The sequence below is a fragment of the Ancylobacter oerskovii genome (genome assembly GCF_018390555.1).
Classification (GTDB): domain Bacteria; phylum Pseudomonadota; class Alphaproteobacteria; order Rhizobiales; family Xanthobacteraceae; genus Ancylobacter; species Ancylobacter oerskovii.
The window spans coordinates 733072-750226 of sequence record NZ_JAHBGB010000044.1; the positions used below are offsets into that span (position 1 = coordinate 733072).

Below are 17155 nucleotides of genomic sequence, written 5' to 3' on the forward strand. Positions count from 1 at the left end.
CTCCATGCCGCTCAATCTGCCTGTCCTGCCGGATATCCGCCGGCAGGTGCGTGACGATATTGCCGCGCACTTCCCCGGCGCCGACGCGACCGTTCCCAACAGCAACATGCGTGTGCTGGCCGACGCGAATTCCGGGCTCGCCGACGGCGCCTATCGCTACCTTGAGACGCTGGCGCGCGAGATGTTGCCGGACACCGCCGTCTTCTGGCTGGATCGTCATGGCCGCATTTGGATCGGTCCAAAACAGGCCGCGACCTTTGCCGAGGGTGAGATCGTCATCACCGGTACCGCCGGCACGCCGGTCGACGCGGGGACCGAACTGAACGTCGGCAATATACGCATCGAGACGTTGGCCGCGGCCACCGCGTCGCCGGGTGGCACGACGATAGCGGCGCGGTGCACCGAGCCGGGACCGCAGGGCAACCTGATGGCCGGTGGCACGGCCACCTTCCTGTCGGCCATCCCCGGCGTCAACGCGCTGGCTGCCATCCCCGCCGACTGGGCGGGAGGCGCCGACACCGAGGGAACCGAGAGCTACCGTGACCGGCTGCTGGAGCGCATCCGCAAGCCGCCGCAGGGTGGCGCCGTCCGCGATTACATCGCCTGGGCGCGCGAGGTGACTGGCGTTACTCGCGCCTGGGCGGCGCAGGAGATGGGGGAAGGCACGGTCACCGTCCGCTTTGTGATGGACGATCTGCGCCCTCCGAACGGCATCCCGACCACCGACGATTGCGACCTCGTATTTGCCCATATCGATCCGCTGCGGCCGGTCGCGGCCAAGCGCTTGTTCGTGCTGGCGCCGGTCGAGAAGCCGGTCGATTTCACCATCGCCAACCTGACGCCGGACACCTCCGCCATTCGGTCCGCCATCGCTGCGTCGGTGCGGCAGATGCTTCGCCGCCGTGCCGCGCCGGGCGTGACGATCTCGCGCTCGTGGATCGCCGAAGCGGTGTCGGCCGCTGCCGGCGAGGATTCGCACGATCTTACCGCGTCGAACGTGACATGCCTGCCCGGCGAGATGGGCGTGCTCGGGACGATCACCTATGTCTGACACCCCGATCCAGCACACCGGGGAGGACTATGGCGGCGTGATGCTGGCGGTCCTGCCGCCCGGCGACGCCTGGCCGCGGGAAACCGGCTCGCCGCTCCAGATGTTCAGCCGAGGACAGGCCGAGATCTGGGGTCGGTTGGATGCCGAGGCGTGGAATCTCGTCACTATCGAGGCGCACCCCGACACGACCTTTCGCCTGCTGGAGGAATGGGAGGCGGCGGCCGGTCTGCCCGATCCCTGCGTCGCCGAACCGCTCGGCATCGAGGATCGCCGGAATGCGCTGGTGCAGCGCCTGACGTCCACCGGCGGACAATCGCGCGCCTACTTCCTCGGGATCGCGGCGCAGCTCGGCTACGAGGTGTCGATCGTCGAGATCACACCCTTCATGTGCGGCCTGTCGCAGTGCGGCGGATCCGACCCGCTCGGCCCGCCGTCGATCGCGCATCACTGGTGGATCATCGTCACCGGCTACCGGGTCACGTGGTTCCGCGCCGGCCTTGGCCGCTGCGGCGTCGATCCCTTCGCCCGCATCGCCCTCGCCACTGACCTCGAATGCACCATCCGGCCTCTTCAGCCGGCGCACGGGGTGCTGCACTTCTCCTACTCGTGAGGATCGAATGAAGTACATCCCGCCATTCAACGGCAACCTCAGCGACCCTGAGCGCCTGTGGATCAATGCCAATCCCAGCATCGGGGTCGAGGGGTCAATTCCCGGCGCTGACGCCTTCCAGTGGCCGATCGACGAGATCGTCAGCGTCATCGAGCGCGTCGGGATGACGCCCGATGACGAATTGCAGCTCGCCGATGCCGTCGTTCCCACGTCTGGATCTGGATGGCGACGCTATCCTGATGGTCAGATCGAACAGTGGGGAACGGTCGCGCTGAACGGCACCACGACGCAGGTAAACGTGACCCTGCCCATTGCCTTTCCTTCGCAGTTCCAAGGTGTGATCACCTGCGATGCGGGCAGCGGCGCCTACCCGACGGGTGCCGGGCCGGCGCCCGGAAGCCTGACCACGATCATCATCTACGTCCCCCATTACATCGTCTTTGGCGATCCGGGCGACATCGCGGCCAAGAACACGAATATCGGCGTCAATTGGCGCGCATGGGGGAAGTGATGTCGGACATCCGCATTTACTACAGCGCCGAGACCGGTGGCTTTTATCGCTCCGACATTCACAAGGTCATGCCCGGCGACGTCGCGCTGGTGACGCAGGCCGAGCACGAGGCGCTGATCGCCGGGCAGGCGGATGGGCGGATGGTTCGCGCCGACGGAAACGGGCGGCCCATACTTGTCCAGCCATTGCCACCCGACATCGACCTTGCGACCTATGCCGCCGCCAAGCGCTGGGCGATCGAGACGGCCGGCATCGTCGTCAACGGCGCCAGCATCGCCACCGACCGAGAAAGCCAGGGCCTGATCACCGGCGCCTTCGTCTATGTGCAGGCGAACCCCTCGGCCACGGTGCAGTTCAAGGCGGCGGATGGCTTCGTGACACTCGATGCCGCCGCCGTCACCACCATCGCGAATGCGGTCGCGGCTCACGTGCAAGCCTGCTTTGCCGCTGAGCGCGACGTGCTGGCAGGCATCGTGGCCGGCACCGTGACCGATCCTGCCGACATCGACGCGTGGGCGTGGCCCGGCGCCTGAAACGACCTGATGCCCGCCCCGTTCGAGCCGCCGCAAGGCGGCTTTTTCTATTGGAGCGACCATGATCCCCGCGACTGAATTCGTCCTGAAGATCTATCGCGGCGCCAATGGCCCGCCGTTCGAGATCGTCTTTCCGAATGTCGACCTGACGGGCTCCTCGGTGACGATCCTGCTGACCCCGCTCGACGGCTCGACGCCGGTCACCCTGTCGACGGAAGACGGCACCCTGACGCTCGCGCTGCCGAACGGCGTGAGGTGGGTCTATGACGAGGATCTGGCCTGGCAGCTTCCGGCCGGCAAGCGGACGCTGGTCGACGTATTCCGCTCGATCGGAACCACCACCGAAAAGCTCGGCGGCGGCACGCTCTACATCGGCGCGGCCGGTGAGTTCGAGCGCCTTGGTCCTGTGATGCTGGAGGTGCCCGGCATCCAGGGCAAGGACGGGCCGCCCGGCGATCTGACGCCGGAGGCCGAGGCCGTTCTCGCGGAGGCCCAGTCCGAGGTCGACCGCTATTCCCCCCGCCGTCCTGACTTCTCAAAGCGCCGAAATCTGGTCCTCACGCCCTTCTTTTTCTGGAGCTGACAATGCCCGACTACATCAAGTCCGTTGATTTCGACGGCTATGCGAGGAACCTCGCCACCAAGGACCTCGGCGCGGACCTCCACCTCCCGAAGTCGCTTCCGAGCGATCCGACCGGAACCCCCTACACCGCCACCAACCCGATGCCGTCCGCCGCGCGCAACGCCGTGAAGGACAGCACCGGCGCGCTGATGTACCCGGACGACTGCGCGGTGACGGCAGTGACGCGCGACGCCAGCGGCAACATGCTGACGCAGACGATCAGCGACGGCACCACGTCCTGGGTGCAGACGATCACTCGCGACGCGAACGGGAACATGTCCGCTGTCTCCAAGTGGGAGCGCCAGTGATGCTGAGCGAAGCCGATATCGAGCGCGCTGGCGGCGTCACCAGCCCCAAGCTGGCGACCCGTCTGTTCAATGAGGAACTGGTGCGGACTGGCGGCCTGCCGGCGAACCATGCCAGCTATCCGCTGCGCGGCGGCGGCGAGTATTACGGCCAGATCGCCAGCAACTGCCGCATATCCTCGCAGCAGGCCACAGACGGTATCTCCGTCTACTGGAAATCGCACCACAAGGCGTTGGTGGCCGTCACCGAAATCGCCGTTGTGCTATCCGGCTGGTTCAACAATCGCGCGGTCGACAAGAAGGAAGGCGGCGCGCAGAGCCCGAAATCTGTTTCGGTCTCCATCGAATATCCGGCGGGCGTCAAGACGCTCCTGACCTTCAGCAAGCGCCGGCAGGGCCGCGTCGACATGGCCAGCGAGGCCTGTTCCGACTTCCTGGAGATCAACATCCCGGCTGGCGCGGAGTTCTGGATCTGCGCCGCCGAGTATATGTCGGCCGGCTATCTCTGCAAGAACATGGCGATGAACACCGCCATCGGTGAGGGCAGCACGGCGTCCACCACGCGCGTCGCCGACCGAACCGAGCAGATCGGCTCGGACCCGGCCTCGCGCTCGTCCAACACCTGGCCGCAGCGCATCATCTCGCGCACCACCCACGGCGGCGTCTGTAGTCTCGGCGATTCCATCGTCGATGGCACCGGAGACAGCTTCACCACTCCTCTGGCGGATACCGCCGCAGCGGGCGACGGCTGGGGATTGATCGGCCGGGCCGTCTCGAATCGGCGCGCCCACATCAACGGCGGCGTCGCTGGTGACGATCTGGAAACCTGCATTCAGGGCGGAAACACCAACTTCCGCATGTCGCAACTTGCCTACGTCAAGAACGGCATCATGGAATGGGGCGTCAACTCCATCTCCAACGGCGCCACGCTGACGGCGATGCGCGTCAACATGCTGACGTTGTGGAACCGAGCGGCAACCTTCAAGCGGCCCGATGGACGGCTGTTCCAAACCACCATCGGGCCGAACACCACCTCGACGGATAGCTGGGCCACGCTCGCCAACCAAACCGTGAAGGCCGGTGAAGCGGTCCGCGTCGCGGTGAATGACTGGCTGCGCGCCGGGGCGCCGATCCTGGGCGGGGTTCCCGTCGATGCCGGCACCGTCGGCGCCATCATCGCCGGACAGGCGGGGCACCCGCTGTATCATGTCTTCGACACGGCCTCCGCTTTCGAAAGCAGCCTCAACTCCGGCAAGTGGAAGGTGGACGGCACGGCGTTCAAGTACACCGGCGACGGCCTGCATCCGAACCAGACCGGCTACAATCTCGGTGACACCTCGGGTGCCATCGATCACAGCTATTTCGCCTGATCGGGAAGAAAGACATGAAGAACGTCCTGCGCAGCTTCAGCCCAGCCCAGCTTCAGGCCATCGCCGCCGACGAAGACCCGGATTTCGAGCTGGTCTCGAATGAGATCGTCGATACCGGGCTGTCCTTCCTTGAGCGCGTCATGGTGTTCTCGGCTGATGATGACGACTTCACCTATCAGGTGCAGGCACAGGCCGGGCCGCCTGACGACTGGGAGAAGCCAGCATTCCATGACGTGAGCGAGGATCTGACCGGCTACGCCGTCGAGGCGGCGCCGGGTTCTCTCACCGGATGGCAGCGCATTCTCGTTTCCGGTTGAACGCCTCCCACAGCCGCCCCGTCCGCCGCCTCCGGGCGGCATTTTGATTCTTGGAGTACCGACATGAACATCGTCGACGCCGACGTGGCGCTCGAGCTCGCCTCGCATGAGGGGCTGGTCCGACAGGCTTACAAGGACAGTGTCGGAGTCCTGACATGGTCGATCGGCGTCACCAACGCCAGCGGCCACAAGGTCGACCGCTATATCGGCAAGCCGCAGACGCTTGAGCATTGCCTGGCGGTCTATGTGTGGCTGCTCGAGGCGAAATACGCGCCCGCCGTTCGCTCGGCGTTCAAGGGGCGAAGCCTTACCAAGGCACAGTTCGCGGCAGCGCTCTCTTTTCACTACAACACCGGAGCCATCGGCCGCGCCGACTGGGTGAAGGAGTGGGTGGCGGGTGACGTTGCCGGCGCTCGCAAGGCCATCATGAACTGGTGCACGCCGAAGGAGATCACCGCTCGCCGCATGGCCGAGCGGGATCTGTTCTTCGATGGCAAGTGGTCCAATGACGGGCGCGTCACCGAATACATCCGTGTGACGGCCAAGATGACGCCGGACTGGGGTAGCGGCAAGCGCATCGACGCCCGAGCGGCAATCGCTGCCGCTCTTGGCGACAAGCCCGCCGCCCCGGCCCCCACGGCAGCGCCAGCCCCTGCCAATGACAACGCTCCTGCGCCCCGCGGCTGGCTTGCCGCGCTGCTGGCCCTATTCAAGAGGATCGCCGCATGAACGGCCCGTTCCTACGCATTCTCCTGCGCTACATCGCCGGCTATCTGGTGTTCAAGGGCTTCATGCCGCAGGAGTTCGCGGACATGATCGCCAACGATCCCGATGTCGCCGCCGCCGCGGGTGTGGTGCTCGCTGCTGTGGTGGAGGGCGCCTACTGGCTCGCTCGCCGCTTCGGATGGCGGACATGATCGCCACCATCCTCGGTTGGCTAACCGGCGGCACGCTGACCAAGATCACGTCGGCGCTCACCGACGCCTACACGGCCAAGCTGCGGGCCGCCAATGACGCCGCCAAGCTCGAGGCCGACCAGACGATCGCCAAGTTGGAAGCGGCGCGGGACATTGCGCTTGCCGAAGCGGGCGACCGCTGGTCCGCCGTACGGCTCGGCCGGCTGCTGATCGTCGTGCCATACGGGCTGTGGTGGTCGGCGATCTATCTCATCCAGATCATCAACCCGTGGTTCGGACTGAATCTGGTCGTGGTCGACGTGCCCGAGCACATCAACGGCATGGCGATGGTCCTCATCCCCGCGATCATCCTTGGCGACGCCGGGGCGCTCCTGGCCAAGGGGGTGCGCCGATGACCTTTACCGAGCTCGAAAGACTGGCTGTCGTGGAAGCAGAAGTTCGACACCTCACCCGACAGCATGAGGAATCCCGCGTCGAGGTGCGGAACGAATTCAGGGAAGTGCGCGACGAAATCAAGTCCGTGAAGAACGACGTCGCGGAAATCAAGCAGCTTCTGACCCAAGCCAAGGGCGGCTGGCTCGCATTGCGCGGCGGATGGCGCACCGTGGTCTATACGGGCGGCGCCATCGGCATCGTGGCGACCTACGTTTGGGACTGGTTTGCGCCTCTGCTTCGGGCGCTGCCGCGCTAACGACGAGGCATACGAAATAATCGGGTCGGTAGCGGAACTGCGGACCGCCTTCGCCAGGCGAGCCGATTTTAAGGGGCGACCACCCTCGGCACGTTCCCAAAAGAAATACTGTCTACGAAATGGAACTGTTCAGAACTTATCCCGGGCATTCGAAATAAAATTCCGGCTGGAATTATTCTCTCTCCGATTGAACCGTCTGCCTTTGTATAAAAAAATCCAAAACATGAAACAAAGAACGGGCCGTTAACGTGATCATCGTTCCTCTGAAACAACACATCCATCGCTCGGAACCTAATATCGTTCAATATCAGAAATTCACCCGGCTTTACGGTTTGTGCACCCAAGAATTGATCGTTTTTTGTGCTAGTGAAGACTTTATCTAAAGATATTGCGGCCGAAAAACCACCAATATGTCGGTCATTGCAGGTCGTTAAGGTGGCTGATTTCCTAGATAAGGCGTCCAAAAAAGATACGTCTCTCATATCAAATTTCAATTTACTAATCTGAACTTTAATAAAATCTGCATCTATTTTATTCGCTTCGGTTCTATAATACAATATATTGCGTAGCAATATGGGCCGATTTCCTTCATTCAAAAATGCAAATGTATATCCAGGTTTGCCGTAATCGGATTTGCTGGAAGTATAAGAGACTGAAAGAACAGATTTTGTATGAAAATTTTGTATCCAAAATCCAACTATCGACAAGATCAAGGCGCATGTTGAGAAAAATATGGTCACATAATCTTTCAATTTCAGGCGATTGTCCGAGGTGTCGCCGGCATCGCCGGGCTGTGCGGCTTCGGTCGCTGGCGCCGAAACTGGTTGATCCAAGCCACATCTCCTAAACTGAGTATCCGTTATCCAAATGATAGAGAATATTATTCGCGTTCGTCACTGAGAATCTTAATGCAACGGTCATGCGGTGTCGGGTGGCCGGTGATTCTTGCAGAAGAAATACATCCGGATAAATTGAGGCAATATCCACGGCGGTCATGGCGTCAGGCTTTGGCTCAAGTGTCGGGAGTGCAAGGCGCTTGGCCCAAGCGGCCCCTATCCGATCAAGGACAGCGACGATCACCGCAGATGGGTCGATACCGACATCAAGGTGCTGCCGAAGCTGAGACAGCCAGAGGAGGAGTGACTACCCCTCCTTCTCCCCCGAGAGCGTCGCGGCAGGCGTGGTGCCCGAGCCCGTGCAAGGGGGCTGCCGGGGCGGCTTGGGTTGTAGGCGTCCCCTCAGCAGCGCACGGGGCCCGCGGCCACATTGTTGGCCTCCGCCCACCATTGGAAAGCGTGTCCTGCCTCGATCAACTCCTCAGGATCCGCCGCACTCTCAAGCTGGTGGATCATCTCGTCGTAGTCGCCCCGAGGGTAGGGGTGAGCCGTCGCAAAGGCCAATGCCTCGTCAAGCGTGTCGATGTCAAAAACCACCGACCCGTCACGAACACGAACCATCGGGATGGTGGCGGCTTGCGCGGTGTGAAGCTGGTCCATGATTGGCATGGCTAATCCCTCCATTGGACGGGATAACAACGCACAGGCTCGCCGGCCTGTTCCGGCCCCTACCCTGATCGGGATTGTTCTCTTTTTGTTCTCATGGTGAAATAGAGAACAGGAGGCGGACATGACCGAACAAGAGCACCCAAAGCCCATCACCGAGGCCGACGTCGACGAGGCCATCGCGACCTGCGACGGCGATGCGCGCGCGGCCATCAAGGCCCTATTAGTCGCCGGAGAGCTACTGGGCATGGCTCTCGAGGAAGCCCGTAAGGAAGCGTCCTGGGGGTATGTGCGCGGTCGGCCATCTCTACATCGGCAGGCGCAGTGATGGTAAAGCGCACGCAGCGAGGGCTGCATCCAGTCCAAGCTGAGCGATGCGGAAAGAGGTGCGGAGTTCCGCCGCTCGGTCTGCCAATGGGCGGCGCAAGTGCCGATCGGCACGACGGCCCTATCTCGGCTGCGACGTGCTGAACCACGCACTGCTGTTAATGGATATGCAGCTGACAGCTGCGATCGATGCGGTGCCGTATGAGCGTCCGCCAAGGAGCGGTGGGTTGGAATCGTGATCAGAACAGCGCGGGTTCTGGGGTGTTACGCGGCTGTGACAGGACTAATAAACGGGAATAAATCGTTTTAGGATGGACTACCCGTCGGAGGCCAATCCTTCGGCCAAGTTGCGATTGACGCTAACTCTGTTGCCGGAATTCCTAGCTCTTTCTGCAGAGCTTCCAGGGCGAGAGCCTGCCATTCCTTGGGATTTGACGGACGAGTGGGTAGCGAAAGCTCCAGCTCGGTCATATTTTGACCTCGCAGGATGCTGACGCCAACTGACGCCGTGTTGTCTACCCTGTTCGCCGCGAAGCGCCCGATGTGCACCTTCGTGATGTCGCCCACGCTAGGCCCTCCAACCTCAACGGTAGCATCCTTCCACGACTGCAACCGGCGTCAAGGGGCGGCTTGCAGAAGCGCCCCGAGCTCGACGGCGTTGAGTTCGTCATCGAGACGGTCACGCACACGGTTTTCAAGGGCGCTACATCGTCGATGTCGAGGCGAGGTTGAGGCCGTAGGGGTGGCGGCTTTTGGCACGATAGGTCGGCACGCCCTTCATTCTTGCGGTGTTCAATTTCGATCGAGCTCAAGTTTCAGTGGATTTCGATCGACGGAAATAATTACAGAGCATTTCAACGTGTTCAGGCTCGAACTCATGTTCTGAGTCCGCGTGCACAACAATCTGGAAATCACGGCCAGAATTATTCTTACAAATCGCCTTAAGCGCTTTTTGCAGAGAGTTGTACTCCTGACGTCTGACAGTGCGCGCTTGACCGTTCCGCGGCGGCCACTTCCACGCCGTCGTCGCACAACCGTTCAAATCGTGCAGCACCTGTCTCGGATCGATTGCTTTCATAATCATGCGCCTGCTCTCCGGCTGGGTCGAGCGAAAGCGCGCGGATGACGATCCGTCTTCTTTCAGCCGCCAACGTGCTTATGCTTATGCTGGCGATATCCAATTTTATCCCCATTCTGCGACAATAGCTAATTCTAAGAAATACGAAGAAATTTCGCGAGGTTATTGGCTTTCCACGGGAAACATTTTCGCGGCCAACAACGCCACTTCAGTGCGGTTTTTTGCGTTGAATTTCTTCATGATGTTACGAACATGCACCTTAACAGTGCTTTCACACATATTGAGCTGGTAGGCGATGATCTTGTTGGGAGCGCCACTGCGCAAGGCTCGGGCTACCATCATTTGCTTGTGGGACCCAAAGGCATCTCGTAGCTCAATTGGATGATCAGACCCCTCAAAAGAATTAGGCGAGCCATCTAGAAAGCTGGAGCTAGGTATGTAAGTTCCGCCCGCCATTAGTAAATGGAGAATTTGTATCATAAGTCGGAGAGATAAATTGGTTGGAAGGTATCCCTTGGCGCCTGTCTGCATGACATCGACCACGCTCTTCGCTGTCTCATCATCGCATAAAACCGCAAAACTGATTGACGGATGGTGTAGCTGTAGCTGCCCGACGTCGGATCGAAGTTTCTCCACGCCAATTTTATTTCCAAAGGCGCGTGGTAGCGACAGCAGAATCAACGAGGTATTTTCACTATCGCCCAACGCCATCCACTCACGAAAATCTAAATAAGTATCAAAATCACAACTCTTATCAGTCATTCGAAGAGATCTGACCATGCTCTGCGCATGTAATACGCGAGGCTCAATCAGGACGATGAAGTCGCGGCGAATTAGAGCCTCGTTACTCCTTGTCGGATACGATTGCGTGCCTCGATCATTGTGTCCTGACGCATGAGCGGCCGATTGCGGCTCGGCGGGCGACGCTGAATATTCAGCTACATCTTCAGTATCCATATGAAAAATATCACCATCTGTGTACAGAATCGCTAGCGGCATATCCGCTTGACAGTCGAGATCCGCAGGCAAAACTGTATCTGGCTACAACGAGTGGTAGGCGCATTTTCAACGCGCCCCCAAAAGTAGTAGCACTTTCGCAGCATCGATGGGATGGTCAAAAGGAGTAGGCAGTTCACCTTTCGGCTTTGTCCTGCGCCACTGGCGGGGTGGGCATCGCCGCCGTGGTGCCAAACACAGCCACATCGCGATCGACCGTCGCCACGTAGCCCTCGCCATAGTGACGGCTCCAAAGGGGGGGGGCGAGCGCCTTGCGCAGACGATAGCCCGCCTTGGTCAGCTGACGAGGGACAGCAACTTCGGAGACGGACATAGATAGCCCTCCATGGGTTGCATCAACTGACGGGCGCACATTTAACGTCGCATTGCCGAACCAGTGCTATCGTCAGCAGCTGCGGACCTGGCCTATCCAGCCTCATGGCAAAGGCTTCGCGTCAGGCCCGGACGGCGAACATATCCGACTAACACCCTTATCCGTTCAAATTGCCAGGGAAGTCGTAGCGCGTACGGAGCGCTCGGTAGGCGATTGCATCGACGTTGTCAGCATCTCGATGGCTGATGTCGCTATGGTCACCGTCGCCGTGCAATATCTCGCGCGCGACGACCCGCCAATATCGATCAACAGCCGACGCCATTGCGGATTCAGAGATTGCCGACCCAAGTCTCAGATCGGCTTCACATATTGCCCGAGCGCGGGCTTCAAGGTTGTTTTCCATGGCGTAGTCTATCACGCACATAGATATCGTACCGAAACGTTGACGTGATGTAGAAAAATCTTCCCTCTCACCAGCTTCGGCCCGCTCCAGCACCGCTTCGCGGACGGGTTCGGGTGTCGACGGGGCGGCAAGGGCGTAGAGGGCGCTTGGAAGTAAATTTATCACACGTGATGAATTTGAACCAAATCGTTCGGCTACTTGCATGAACCGGTTGGCCGACGCCTGGCTCATTTCAAATTCTGCATCCACCCATTGCATGAAATTGCTGTGCCCGAGAGCCTCCTTTTGCTCGGACAGCTCCCGCCCAACTTCAATAATGCTCTCGGCGGCAAGCTGCATCCGCCCCCGGATGCGTTCGGCAGCGGCCCGCGCAGAAGCGGCAGACGAACCGTGATATAAGCGCCCTCTTAGGAGGCGGACATGTCTGACAGCCGGCGCAAGACCCCAATCATGGGGATCACCACCAAGGACAGCGACAAGTGGTTCAAGGTCGCGGCGCATCGCGCTGCGCGGCGTGCCACCCGGATTAGCGTTGCTCGCGGAGACGAACCGCCGCATACGCGCGAGCATGGGGATCCTTGGGGCGCACCGAAGGATGGCAAGGCCTACTGGCCCGAGGCGCCCGACAAGTTCATGCGGAAGTAGATAAGCAAGGCCACGCTCGACGCACCTGCTCTATCTCGGCTGAACCGGCGGCGTCTGGAGATCTTTGGGCCCCTTGGGGGCATCTGTAGGTTCTACCTGGCCAGACTGCTGCTCGTGAAGCGTGTCTGCATGATAGAGGTTAAACCCGACGAAGATCGTCACCATCATCAGCGCGACGATTCCCAAGATCAGTACTGCCGCCTTCCCGGAACCTCGTGGCGGGGGCGAATGATTTGCAAGCATCGGTCTCACCTCGCTTGGCGGGAGTGACTTTGCTCTGCTAACCCGGCCATGCCCACAGCTGTTCCAACTGCTGACCGGGCTCTTGCGTTCGATGAGGGGAACGGTCAGTGAGCGCCTGCGTTATAAGACTGCCGGACAGACCCCCGCCCGGAACGTCTTGCGGCGGCGGATCGTCGCTGACGAGAAGGTGCGCGAATTCAAGTGCGAGTGAAGCTTTCGCATTGGCGAAAACCCGCTGTTGCGATGCGGAACCTTCCGCCGTCGACGGCGTTTTGTCGTGGTGAGGTCTTCTCTCAGGTGACGCGGATGGAGCTGTTAAGGTCGTTTAAGGGAGAGGGCTGGCTCCGGATTCTGGGAGCAAGCGCCACCACCGCCCATTACGAGCTCTCTGTGATGCTACGGGAGAGCATACCTGCGCTCCGCGAAGTGATCGTAAGGGGGCACGTCTCTTCCGAGGGTAAACCTGTTATGGGTGCTCGGCTCGGCCGGGCCGTTCTAACCCTCGAAGATGGCAGCAGCCACAACGTCGATGTCACCGAGATCACCCATAACGGGATGGAATTGCACTTCCTGCCTCCGCTACGCCTCCGATCATAGTCCCCCAAATTGGTTGCATTGCACCGCCGACGCGTCTTAGCCTTGATGACGGCGACGGAGATGTGCGATGCAATCCTTGATAGATCAGCCGCTCACGCGGCCCATCGTGCTCAACACCAGTCCTCCCCGCACAATTGGCACGGTGCTCGCCGCTATCGCCTGCCTGAACGACCGCGGCTTCTCCGACGATGAGATTGACCGAACCATCGAGCAGCTTATGCGGGCCGCCGGTAGCGGCGATGCCGCAGCCATAGCGATGGCTACGGACGAATTGGAAGCCATGTTGCGCCGGCATGGCCTGGTGTAGGTGGGGCATCATGCTAATGCGGCCCGTTCAAGCACCTGCTCACGGACGGCGGCAAGCAAGAAACCGAATAGGCGACCCAGCCAGGAGCCACCACCACGGCCCCTGGCGCAACTCCGGGAAGCACTCTTACAACTTGTCTTCTCTCTTATTGGGCAAGGGTGTAGTCATTTGCCCAAGCGCCGTGTCGGCATTCTTGACGAGATGTTCGAACTGCTTGTTGGTGCTCATAACATAGTGCAGTAAGCTATACACTGCCTGACGAAGCAGGCTTATTTCTTTTTCAAGCTCTTCGTTTGTCATAGAGGCGTCTCCATGTTCTCCAGTTAGTCTTCTTGAACAATATCGAATTCTCGACCGCTTAGATTTTGTCCACTTATGGTCAAGACAATATTAAATCTTTTGAATAAACTAAAGAATTCTTGGAGTGTAGGCTCGAATTTGCGCTGATAAAGAGTAGGTGTGTCTGTTTGCTGAAGAATTTGCTTGGCGCCGTCAAAGCCCGCGGCGCGCAGTACAAGTGCGTCCACCCACGGTATGCCGTCAGTGCTACCACTATGAAATCTTATGGCGAGAAGCGCCTCATCGTCACGGAGGAGGCCCTTCTCCCGGAGATGATCATGGATTCCTCCCTGATCACCGTTATCGGCAGCAACAGTTCCATCCCAATCGCCGTACTGGACGCCAGCTTTTAGTGCCTCGGGCATTCCCAACCTCCACACCTCACTGGTAGCACCCTGCCACGCCTGCAACCGGCTGGAAAGGGGGCGGCATGATGTGCACGGCGAGGATAGGCCGCGTTCAGGAGTGCCGAGACTTGCGCGGGAGTCGGCCGGACACTTGACCGCGTCGCGGTCTAGGTTTCCCGTGCTTCGACCGTATGCTGCTAGAGCGGCCGGCTTCGAATGAACTCTTCGAGCACCATCTGGACCGCGCCCGCCTTGATTAGGCGTAAGCGATGTTGACCCCCTCTAACGATGACGCCAGCCAAGTGAATGGAAAAGCCTTCCGTATCGTGTAGCAGACAGAAAGCGGCGCCGCCGCTCATACCGTCCGGGTCGAAGCTCAACGGCTTCAGCGGAGCGATCACGTGCACCGCATCGTCAGAACCGCCTCCGATGAAGCGGCAAAGCACGAAGCACTGACCTAACTCGATATGCCTAGCGTCGGCATCGTAGTTCCTTCCCTTCGTAGGATACCCATAGGCGAGGAGAGCGACGACGTTATCGGCGGGCACGTCCGGGTGTTGATGTCGAAAATCCAAGAACAGAGCTCGGAGGTCAGACAGTTCTATGCACGGGCCTGTAAAATCGAAAATCACGATTTGATTATGATCGCCGTCATTGATTTCCGCGGACCACCAGATTGCTCCACCGGAGGTAATGCATCGCGATTGCTTGCCGTTCGGAAGCATGATGCAAACACTCTCAAAATCTTCCTCCGTAAGTTGATGTCGCGTACATATGAGGAAATAGCGGTCCTTATATCTCAGAAGCGTGGCAGATCCTGGCAGATAGACGGGATACTCGTCCGATCCTGTCCAAACCGCTAGACAGACACAATACCGAGAGAGCGCCCTCTGTAAGCTATGGCCCGGCAAAAAGAGGCCGTTGTGTCTCACGGATAGATTCACAAAATCCTGGGATATCGTGCGTTTTTCCATGACCCATCTGCTCGTCGCGTTTTAGCCCGTAGTCGGCGGTGGATCATTTGGCTGCCCATCCTACCCCCGCAAGTGGTCCCCGCCTATCTCTTGGCGTTAAAATTCAATAATCGGCTCGAACCATGTATATGTCAGCTGCTCATCGTGGTTGATAATAAGTTCTCGCGCCTTTGATGTTAGCATGGTCTTCCCCTCGAACTCTCGTTCGATTTTCGAAGCGGCATCCGGCACCCCACAGCGGAAAATAACGCGCTTGATCCCAACAGCCTCTTCTGCGCGACGAAGGTTGTGCAGTAGGTTGGCGCGACACGCGGCCACCCTTAGCTGCCTCTGCATTTCTTCAATGGCAAAGCGGACATCGCTAACGGCAAGCGCATCGACAAAGCCGCGACCAATCTTGGCGTTGGATCGATAGCCGATTTCTTTCAGTTCATCTTTCGCCAGTAAGCGCCCAGCCCGCGTGATTGCGGTGATCGAGCCCTCCGCCCTCCCGCCAATGGCTTTGAATGCGGCATCGATAATCCAATCCGAGGCTTCTGGCTTGAACAGTCCAGATTGGCGCAGGCGTCGGTCGATATCTTCGCGGCTCGGAAACGCATCGAAGAATTCTGGTCCGCTGGCGTCGATCGTCACGGCTTTGACAGATGCGTTGCGCTCGCCAATCGATTGAGCGGGCGCCGCGCGACCAAATAGGCGTGAGAACCAGGACATCAATTCCCCCCAAAGGAATTCTTCCCGCGGCGGCCTCACTTCCCCGCCCGCCGCGGATGCACGAACGGCAGGAAGTCGTCGTCGTAGTCCTCGTGCGCGAAATAATCCAACGCGCGCTGGCCCTCCGGCAGATCGAAGTCCGGACACTCGCCGTCCGGTCCCGACAGCAGGCGGCCGATGACCTGGTAGGCCTGCTGGACCTTGGCCTCGAGCTGTTCGATGCGTTCATTGGGGGTCATGGGGTGGTCCTATTACGAAGGGCCTGACGAGCGGCCAATCGGGCGTCCCGCGCCTTCTTCGCGTGGGCGGCTATGTCGGCGTACGCCTGTTCCACCTGCTGCTTCGTAGCGTGGTGCGCCCAAGGCTCCTTGGCGGGCAAGCGTATCGCATCCCACAGGGCGGCCAAGTCACCTTCACTGAAGCGATATTCACGGCCTATTCGAGCGCACCTGCCATACCGCCGTGCGAGCCGGGCAACCATCCGCGGTGTAGTCCGCAGCCGGTCGGCGGCTTCCTCAAGGGTGTAGATCGTGCCTAGGGCTGCTGTCATGGCGGCAACTAGATCGGTTCGACCAGCGCGCGCGGGGCGCGAGGCTTCCTCGGCTTAGGCTTGCGCACATACGGCCCGTCGGGGAGCTTGAATGGATCAGACTCCACGTTGCTGGGGCGCTCTGCCAGCTTCGCCTCAACGGTCGGCCAATGCCAGCGAATGATCTGCCCACGGTTCACCGCAGCAGGCGGGATGAAACCGGAGCGCACCCACTGGTCGAACGTGTCTGGGCTGATTTCCAGCAATGCCGCCGCTGTCTTGCGGGACACAAAAACCAGGCGGATGTTGTCGTCTGCAGATGTCATGTGGGCGCTCCTGATGCGGCCATGAAAGCATGGGAACGTAACAGGAACAATACGGCGCATGGTGTGGGCGCGGCATAAGTGTCTATGACGCTCCCATCATCAAGGGAGAAGACGATGAGCCACCCCACACCCAACCAGATCCGCTTCGTTGTTGAGCCGCGGCTGGTCCCGCCGACCAAGGCGGCCCGGCGGCTGCATCTGACGATTGCCGAGTTCAATCTGAAGCGGGAAGCTCTATTCCGTGCCGGCTTTCCGCAGGCATGCTCGGTGACAGGCCACTATGACCTAGTGGCGATCGACGCTTGGCTGGACGGACGTCGCGCAGGTGGAGAGACCACTGACCCGATGGCGGAAGCCAGACGAAAGCTAGACGCAAGGCGAGCAGCGCGCATCGCTGAAAGGGACAATGTCCCACCGTGCCACCCGAGGGGCAGCCGCAAGTCGTAGTCCCCCGCGAGGGGACGCTTGCAGATTCGCGGAAACGGGGGCAACGTGTCCGTGGGTGTGAGAACCTGGACCAGTGATAGACCGCATATTCCCTGGCAGGAATTGCCCTGACGCCTGGCAGCG

The 17155-nt window shown here is 60.1% G+C and carries 29 protein-coding genes; 16 read left to right on the top strand and 13 right to left on the bottom strand.

What is annotated here, in order from left to right:
* Positions 1-4 precede the first annotated feature (4 nt).
* From KHC19_RS24435 to KHC19_RS24490, 12 genes are all read left to right on the top strand, one after another.
* A complete protein-coding gene (locus KHC19_RS24435; RefSeq protein WP_213356160.1) occupies positions 5-1051 on the top strand; it encodes a baseplate J/gp47 family protein in 1047 nt (348 codons plus the stop codon).
* Positions 1044-1661 (top strand): YmfQ family protein, encoded by a 618-nt coding sequence (locus KHC19_RS24440; RefSeq protein WP_213356161.1) that lies wholly within the window; start codon positions 1044-1046, stop codon positions 1659-1661. The genes KHC19_RS24435 and KHC19_RS24440 overlap by 8 nt, the downstream gene beginning before the upstream one ends.
* Positions 1662-1668: 7 nt before the next feature.
* A complete protein-coding gene (locus KHC19_RS24445; protein WP_213356163.1) occupies positions 1669-2172 on the top strand; it encodes a gp53-like domain-containing protein in 504 nt (167 codons plus the stop codon).
* Positions 2172-2705, top strand: a complete 534-nt coding sequence (locus KHC19_RS24450; protein WP_246549466.1) for a DUF4376 domain-containing protein — start codon at positions 2172-2174, stop codon at positions 2703-2705. The genes KHC19_RS24445 and KHC19_RS24450 overlap by 1 nt, the downstream gene beginning before the upstream one ends.
* A 61-nt stretch (positions 2706-2766) precedes the next feature.
* On the top strand, positions 2767-3288 hold the full coding sequence (locus KHC19_RS24455; protein WP_213356165.1) for a hypothetical protein: 522 nt from the start codon (positions 2767-2769) through the stop codon (positions 3286-3288).
* Positions 3289-3290: 2 nt separating this feature from the next.
* A complete protein-coding gene (locus KHC19_RS24460; protein WP_213356166.1) occupies positions 3291-3635 on the top strand; it encodes a hypothetical protein in 345 nt (114 codons plus the stop codon).
* Positions 3635-5002, top strand: a complete 1368-nt coding sequence (locus KHC19_RS24465; protein WP_213356167.1) for an SGNH/GDSL hydrolase family protein — start codon at positions 3635-3637, stop codon at positions 5000-5002. Before KHC19_RS24460 ends, KHC19_RS24465 begins: the two co-directional genes overlap by 1 nt.
* Positions 5003-5016: 14 nt before the next feature.
* Complete coding sequence (locus tag KHC19_RS24470; RefSeq protein WP_213356168.1) at positions 5017-5319, top strand: hypothetical protein; 303 nt, start codon at positions 5017-5019, stop codon at positions 5317-5319.
* Between the two features lie 63 nt (positions 5320-5382).
* Positions 5383-6048, top strand: a complete 666-nt coding sequence (locus KHC19_RS24475) for a lysozyme (RefSeq protein WP_213356169.1) — start codon at positions 5383-5385, stop codon at positions 6046-6048.
* Entirely contained in the window at positions 6045-6236 is a 192-nt protein-coding gene (locus tag KHC19_RS24480; RefSeq protein ID WP_213356170.1) for a Pam3-gp28 family putative phage holin, read from the top strand. The genes KHC19_RS24475 and KHC19_RS24480 overlap by 4 nt, the downstream gene beginning before the upstream one ends.
* Positions 6233-6631, top strand: coding sequence for a hypothetical protein (locus KHC19_RS24485; protein WP_213356172.1), 399 nt, complete (start codon positions 6233-6235; stop codon positions 6629-6631). The genes KHC19_RS24480 and KHC19_RS24485 overlap by 4 nt, the downstream gene beginning before the upstream one ends.
* Positions 6628-6927, top strand: coding sequence for a hypothetical protein (locus tag KHC19_RS24490; RefSeq protein ID WP_213356174.1), 300 nt, complete (start codon positions 6628-6630; stop codon positions 6925-6927). Before KHC19_RS24485 ends, KHC19_RS24490 begins: the two co-directional genes overlap by 4 nt.
* A 68-nt stretch (positions 6928-6995) precedes the next feature.
* On the opposite strand, the gene KHC19_RS24495 is transcribed toward KHC19_RS24490, so the two are convergent.
* Both KHC19_RS24495 and KHC19_RS24500 read right to left on the bottom strand, forming a co-directional pair.
* A complete protein-coding gene (locus KHC19_RS24495) occupies positions 6996-7760 on the bottom strand; it encodes a hypothetical protein (protein WP_213356175.1) in 765 nt (254 codons plus the stop codon).
* A 405-nt stretch (positions 7761-8165) separates the two neighbouring features.
* Positions 8166-8423 (bottom strand): hypothetical protein, encoded by a 258-nt coding sequence (locus tag KHC19_RS24500; protein WP_213356176.1) that lies wholly within the window; start codon positions 8421-8423, stop codon positions 8166-8168.
* A 130-nt stretch (positions 8424-8553) separates the two neighbouring features.
* On the opposite strand from KHC19_RS24500, the gene KHC19_RS24505 reads away from it, so the two are divergent.
* Positions 8554-8757, top strand: a complete 204-nt coding sequence (locus KHC19_RS24505; protein ID WP_213356177.1) for a hypothetical protein — start codon at positions 8554-8556, stop codon at positions 8755-8757.
* A gap of 807 nt (positions 8758-9564) precedes the next feature.
* On the opposite strand, the gene KHC19_RS24510 is transcribed toward KHC19_RS24505, so the two are convergent.
* From KHC19_RS24510 to KHC19_RS24525, 4 genes are all read right to left on the bottom strand, one after another.
* Complete coding sequence (locus KHC19_RS24510) at positions 9565-9840, bottom strand: hypothetical protein (RefSeq protein ID WP_213356178.1); 276 nt, start codon at positions 9838-9840, stop codon at positions 9565-9567.
* 156 nt (positions 9841-9996) lie between these two features.
* Positions 9997-10791: a response regulator transcription factor gene (locus KHC19_RS24515; protein ID WP_213356179.1), complete on the bottom strand. Its 795-nt coding sequence runs from the start codon at positions 10789-10791 to the stop codon at positions 9997-9999.
* Positions 10792-10966: 175 nt separating this feature from the next.
* Positions 10967-11164: a hypothetical protein gene (locus tag KHC19_RS24520; RefSeq protein ID WP_213356180.1), complete on the bottom strand. Its 198-nt coding sequence runs from the start codon at positions 11162-11164 to the stop codon at positions 10967-10969.
* 157 nt (positions 11165-11321) lie between these two features.
* Positions 11322-11906, bottom strand: coding sequence for a DUF3102 domain-containing protein (locus KHC19_RS24525; protein ID WP_213356181.1), 585 nt, complete (start codon positions 11904-11906; stop codon positions 11322-11324).
* An 81-nt stretch (positions 11907-11987) separates the two neighbouring features.
* Between KHC19_RS24525 and KHC19_RS24530 the strand changes: the two genes are divergently transcribed.
* Together KHC19_RS24530 and KHC19_RS24535 are read left to right on the top strand one after the other, a co-directional pair.
* On the top strand, positions 11988-12212 hold the full coding sequence (locus KHC19_RS24530; RefSeq protein WP_213356182.1) for a hypothetical protein: 225 nt from the start codon (positions 11988-11990) through the stop codon (positions 12210-12212).
* Between the two features lie 907 nt (positions 12213-13119).
* Positions 13120-13359, top strand: a complete 240-nt coding sequence (locus KHC19_RS24535) for a hypothetical protein (protein ID WP_213356183.1) — start codon at positions 13120-13122, stop codon at positions 13357-13359.
* A gap of 126 nt (positions 13360-13485) precedes the next feature.
* Here the strand turns inward: KHC19_RS24535 and KHC19_RS24540 are convergent, their stop codons facing one another.
* From KHC19_RS24540 to KHC19_RS24570, 7 genes are all read right to left on the bottom strand, one after another.
* A complete protein-coding gene (locus KHC19_RS24540) occupies positions 13486-13659 on the bottom strand; it encodes a hypothetical protein (protein WP_213356184.1) in 174 nt (57 codons plus the stop codon).
* 23 nt (positions 13660-13682) lie between these two features.
* Positions 13683-14063 carry a hypothetical protein gene (locus tag KHC19_RS24545; protein ID WP_213356185.1) on the bottom strand — a complete coding sequence of 127 codons (381 nt, stop codon included), beginning with the start codon at positions 14061-14063 and terminating at the stop codon, positions 13683-13685.
* Positions 14064-14242: 179 nt separating this feature from the next.
* Complete coding sequence (locus tag KHC19_RS24550; RefSeq protein ID WP_213356186.1) at positions 14243-14770, bottom strand: hypothetical protein; 528 nt, start codon at positions 14768-14770, stop codon at positions 14243-14245.
* Between the two features lie 345 nt (positions 14771-15115).
* Positions 15116-15730: a hypothetical protein gene (locus KHC19_RS24555; RefSeq protein WP_213356188.1), complete on the bottom strand. Its 615-nt coding sequence runs from the start codon at positions 15728-15730 to the stop codon at positions 15116-15118.
* A 35-nt stretch (positions 15731-15765) separates the two neighbouring features.
* Positions 15766-15969 (bottom strand): hypothetical protein, encoded by a 204-nt coding sequence (locus KHC19_RS24560; RefSeq protein ID WP_213356189.1) that lies wholly within the window; start codon positions 15967-15969, stop codon positions 15766-15768.
* Complete coding sequence (locus tag KHC19_RS26520) at positions 15966-16280, bottom strand: helix-turn-helix domain-containing protein (protein ID WP_213356190.1); 315 nt, start codon at positions 16278-16280, stop codon at positions 15966-15968. Before KHC19_RS26520 ends, KHC19_RS24560 begins: the two co-directional genes overlap by 4 nt.
* A gap of 8 nt (positions 16281-16288) precedes the next feature.
* Complete coding sequence (locus KHC19_RS24570) at positions 16289-16585, bottom strand: hypothetical protein (RefSeq protein ID WP_213356191.1); 297 nt, start codon at positions 16583-16585, stop codon at positions 16289-16291.
* A 114-nt stretch (positions 16586-16699) separates the two neighbouring features.
* Here KHC19_RS24570 and KHC19_RS24575 point away from each other — a divergent pair, with 114 nt between their 5' ends.
* A complete protein-coding gene (locus KHC19_RS24575; protein WP_213356192.1) occupies positions 16700-17032 on the top strand; it encodes a hypothetical protein in 333 nt (110 codons plus the stop codon).
* The last annotated feature ends 123 nt before the right edge of the window (positions 17033-17155 follow it).

What these genes read in the sequence shown, in the direction of transcription:
- KHC19_RS24435 (WP_213356160.1), top strand. Translation starts at nt 5, where the DNA reads ATGCCGCTCAATCTGCCTGTCCTGCCGGATATCCGCCGGCAGGTGCGT.
- KHC19_RS24530 (WP_213356182.1), top strand. Translation starts at nt 11,988, where the DNA reads ATGTCTGACAGCCGGCGCAAGACCCCAATCATGGGGATCACCACCAAG.
- KHC19_RS24520 (WP_213356180.1), bottom strand. Translation starts at nt 11,164, where the DNA reads ATGTCCGTCTCCGAAGTTGCTGTCCCTCGTCAGCTGACCAAGGCGGGC.
- KHC19_RS24505 (WP_213356177.1), top strand. Translation starts at nt 8,554, where the DNA reads ATGACCGAACAAGAGCACCCAAAGCCCATCACCGAGGCCGACGTCGAC.
- KHC19_RS24525 (WP_213356181.1), bottom strand. Translation starts at nt 11,906, where the DNA reads ATGCAGCTTGCCGCCGAGAGCATTATTGAAGTTGGGCGGGAGCTGTCC.
- KHC19_RS24545 (WP_213356185.1), bottom strand. Translation starts at nt 14,063, where the DNA reads ATGCCCGAGGCACTAAAAGCTGGCGTCCAGTACGGCGATTGGGATGGA.
- KHC19_RS24465 (WP_213356167.1), top strand. Translation starts at nt 3,635, where the DNA reads ATGCTGAGCGAAGCCGATATCGAGCGCGCTGGCGGCGTCACCAGCCCC.
- KHC19_RS24485 (WP_213356172.1), top strand. Translation starts at nt 6,233, where the DNA reads ATGATCGCCACCATCCTCGGTTGGCTAACCGGCGGCACGCTGACCAAG.
- KHC19_RS24475 (WP_213356169.1), top strand. Translation starts at nt 5,383, where the DNA reads ATGAACATCGTCGACGCCGACGTGGCGCTCGAGCTCGCCTCGCATGAG.
- KHC19_RS24570 (WP_213356191.1), bottom strand. Translation starts at nt 16,585, where the DNA reads ATGACATCTGCAGACGACAACATCCGCCTGGTTTTTGTGTCCCGCAAG.
- KHC19_RS24555 (WP_213356188.1), bottom strand. Translation starts at nt 15,730, where the DNA reads ATGTCCTGGTTCTCACGCCTATTTGGTCGCGCGGCGCCCGCTCAATCG.
- KHC19_RS24445 (WP_213356163.1), top strand. Translation starts at nt 1,669, where the DNA reads ATGAAGTACATCCCGCCATTCAACGGCAACCTCAGCGACCCTGAGCGC.
- KHC19_RS24470 (WP_213356168.1), top strand. Translation starts at nt 5,017, where the DNA reads ATGAAGAACGTCCTGCGCAGCTTCAGCCCAGCCCAGCTTCAGGCCATC.
- KHC19_RS24575 (WP_213356192.1), top strand. Translation starts at nt 16,700, where the DNA reads ATGAGCCACCCCACACCCAACCAGATCCGCTTCGTTGTTGAGCCGCGG.
- KHC19_RS24540 (WP_213356184.1), bottom strand. Translation starts at nt 13,659, where the DNA reads ATGACAAACGAAGAGCTTGAAAAAGAAATAAGCCTGCTTCGTCAGGCA.
- KHC19_RS24450 (WP_246549466.1), top strand. Translation starts at nt 2,172, where the DNA reads ATGTCGGACATCCGCATTTACTACAGCGCCGAGACCGGTGGCTTTTAT.
- KHC19_RS24460 (WP_213356166.1), top strand. Translation starts at nt 3,291, where the DNA reads ATGCCCGACTACATCAAGTCCGTTGATTTCGACGGCTATGCGAGGAAC.
- KHC19_RS24510 (WP_213356178.1), bottom strand. Translation starts at nt 9,840, where the DNA reads ATGATTATGAAAGCAATCGATCCGAGACAGGTGCTGCACGATTTGAAC.
- KHC19_RS24440 (WP_213356161.1), top strand. Translation starts at nt 1,044, where the DNA reads ATGTCTGACACCCCGATCCAGCACACCGGGGAGGACTATGGCGGCGTG.
- KHC19_RS24550 (WP_213356186.1), bottom strand. Translation starts at nt 14,770, where the DNA reads ATGCTTCCGAACGGCAAGCAATCGCGATGCATTACCTCCGGTGGAGCA.
- KHC19_RS24515 (WP_213356179.1), bottom strand. Translation starts at nt 10,791, where the DNA reads ATGGATACTGAAGATGTAGCTGAATATTCAGCGTCGCCCGCCGAGCCG.
- KHC19_RS24455 (WP_213356165.1), top strand. Translation starts at nt 2,767, where the DNA reads ATGATCCCCGCGACTGAATTCGTCCTGAAGATCTATCGCGGCGCCAAT.
- KHC19_RS24535 (WP_213356183.1), top strand. Translation starts at nt 13,120, where the DNA reads ATGCAATCCTTGATAGATCAGCCGCTCACGCGGCCCATCGTGCTCAAC.
- KHC19_RS24500 (WP_213356176.1), bottom strand. Translation starts at nt 8,423, where the DNA reads ATGGACCAGCTTCACACCGCGCAAGCCGCCACCATCCCGATGGTTCGT.
- KHC19_RS24560 (WP_213356189.1), bottom strand. Translation starts at nt 15,969, where the DNA reads ATGACCCCCAATGAACGCATCGAACAGCTCGAGGCCAAGGTCCAGCAG.
- KHC19_RS24490 (WP_213356174.1), top strand. Translation starts at nt 6,628, where the DNA reads ATGACCTTTACCGAGCTCGAAAGACTGGCTGTCGTGGAAGCAGAAGTT.
- KHC19_RS26520 (WP_213356190.1), bottom strand. Translation starts at nt 16,280, where the DNA reads ATGACAGCAGCCCTAGGCACGATCTACACCCTTGAGGAAGCCGCCGAC.
- KHC19_RS24480 (WP_213356170.1), top strand. Translation starts at nt 6,045, where the DNA reads ATGAACGGCCCGTTCCTACGCATTCTCCTGCGCTACATCGCCGGCTAT.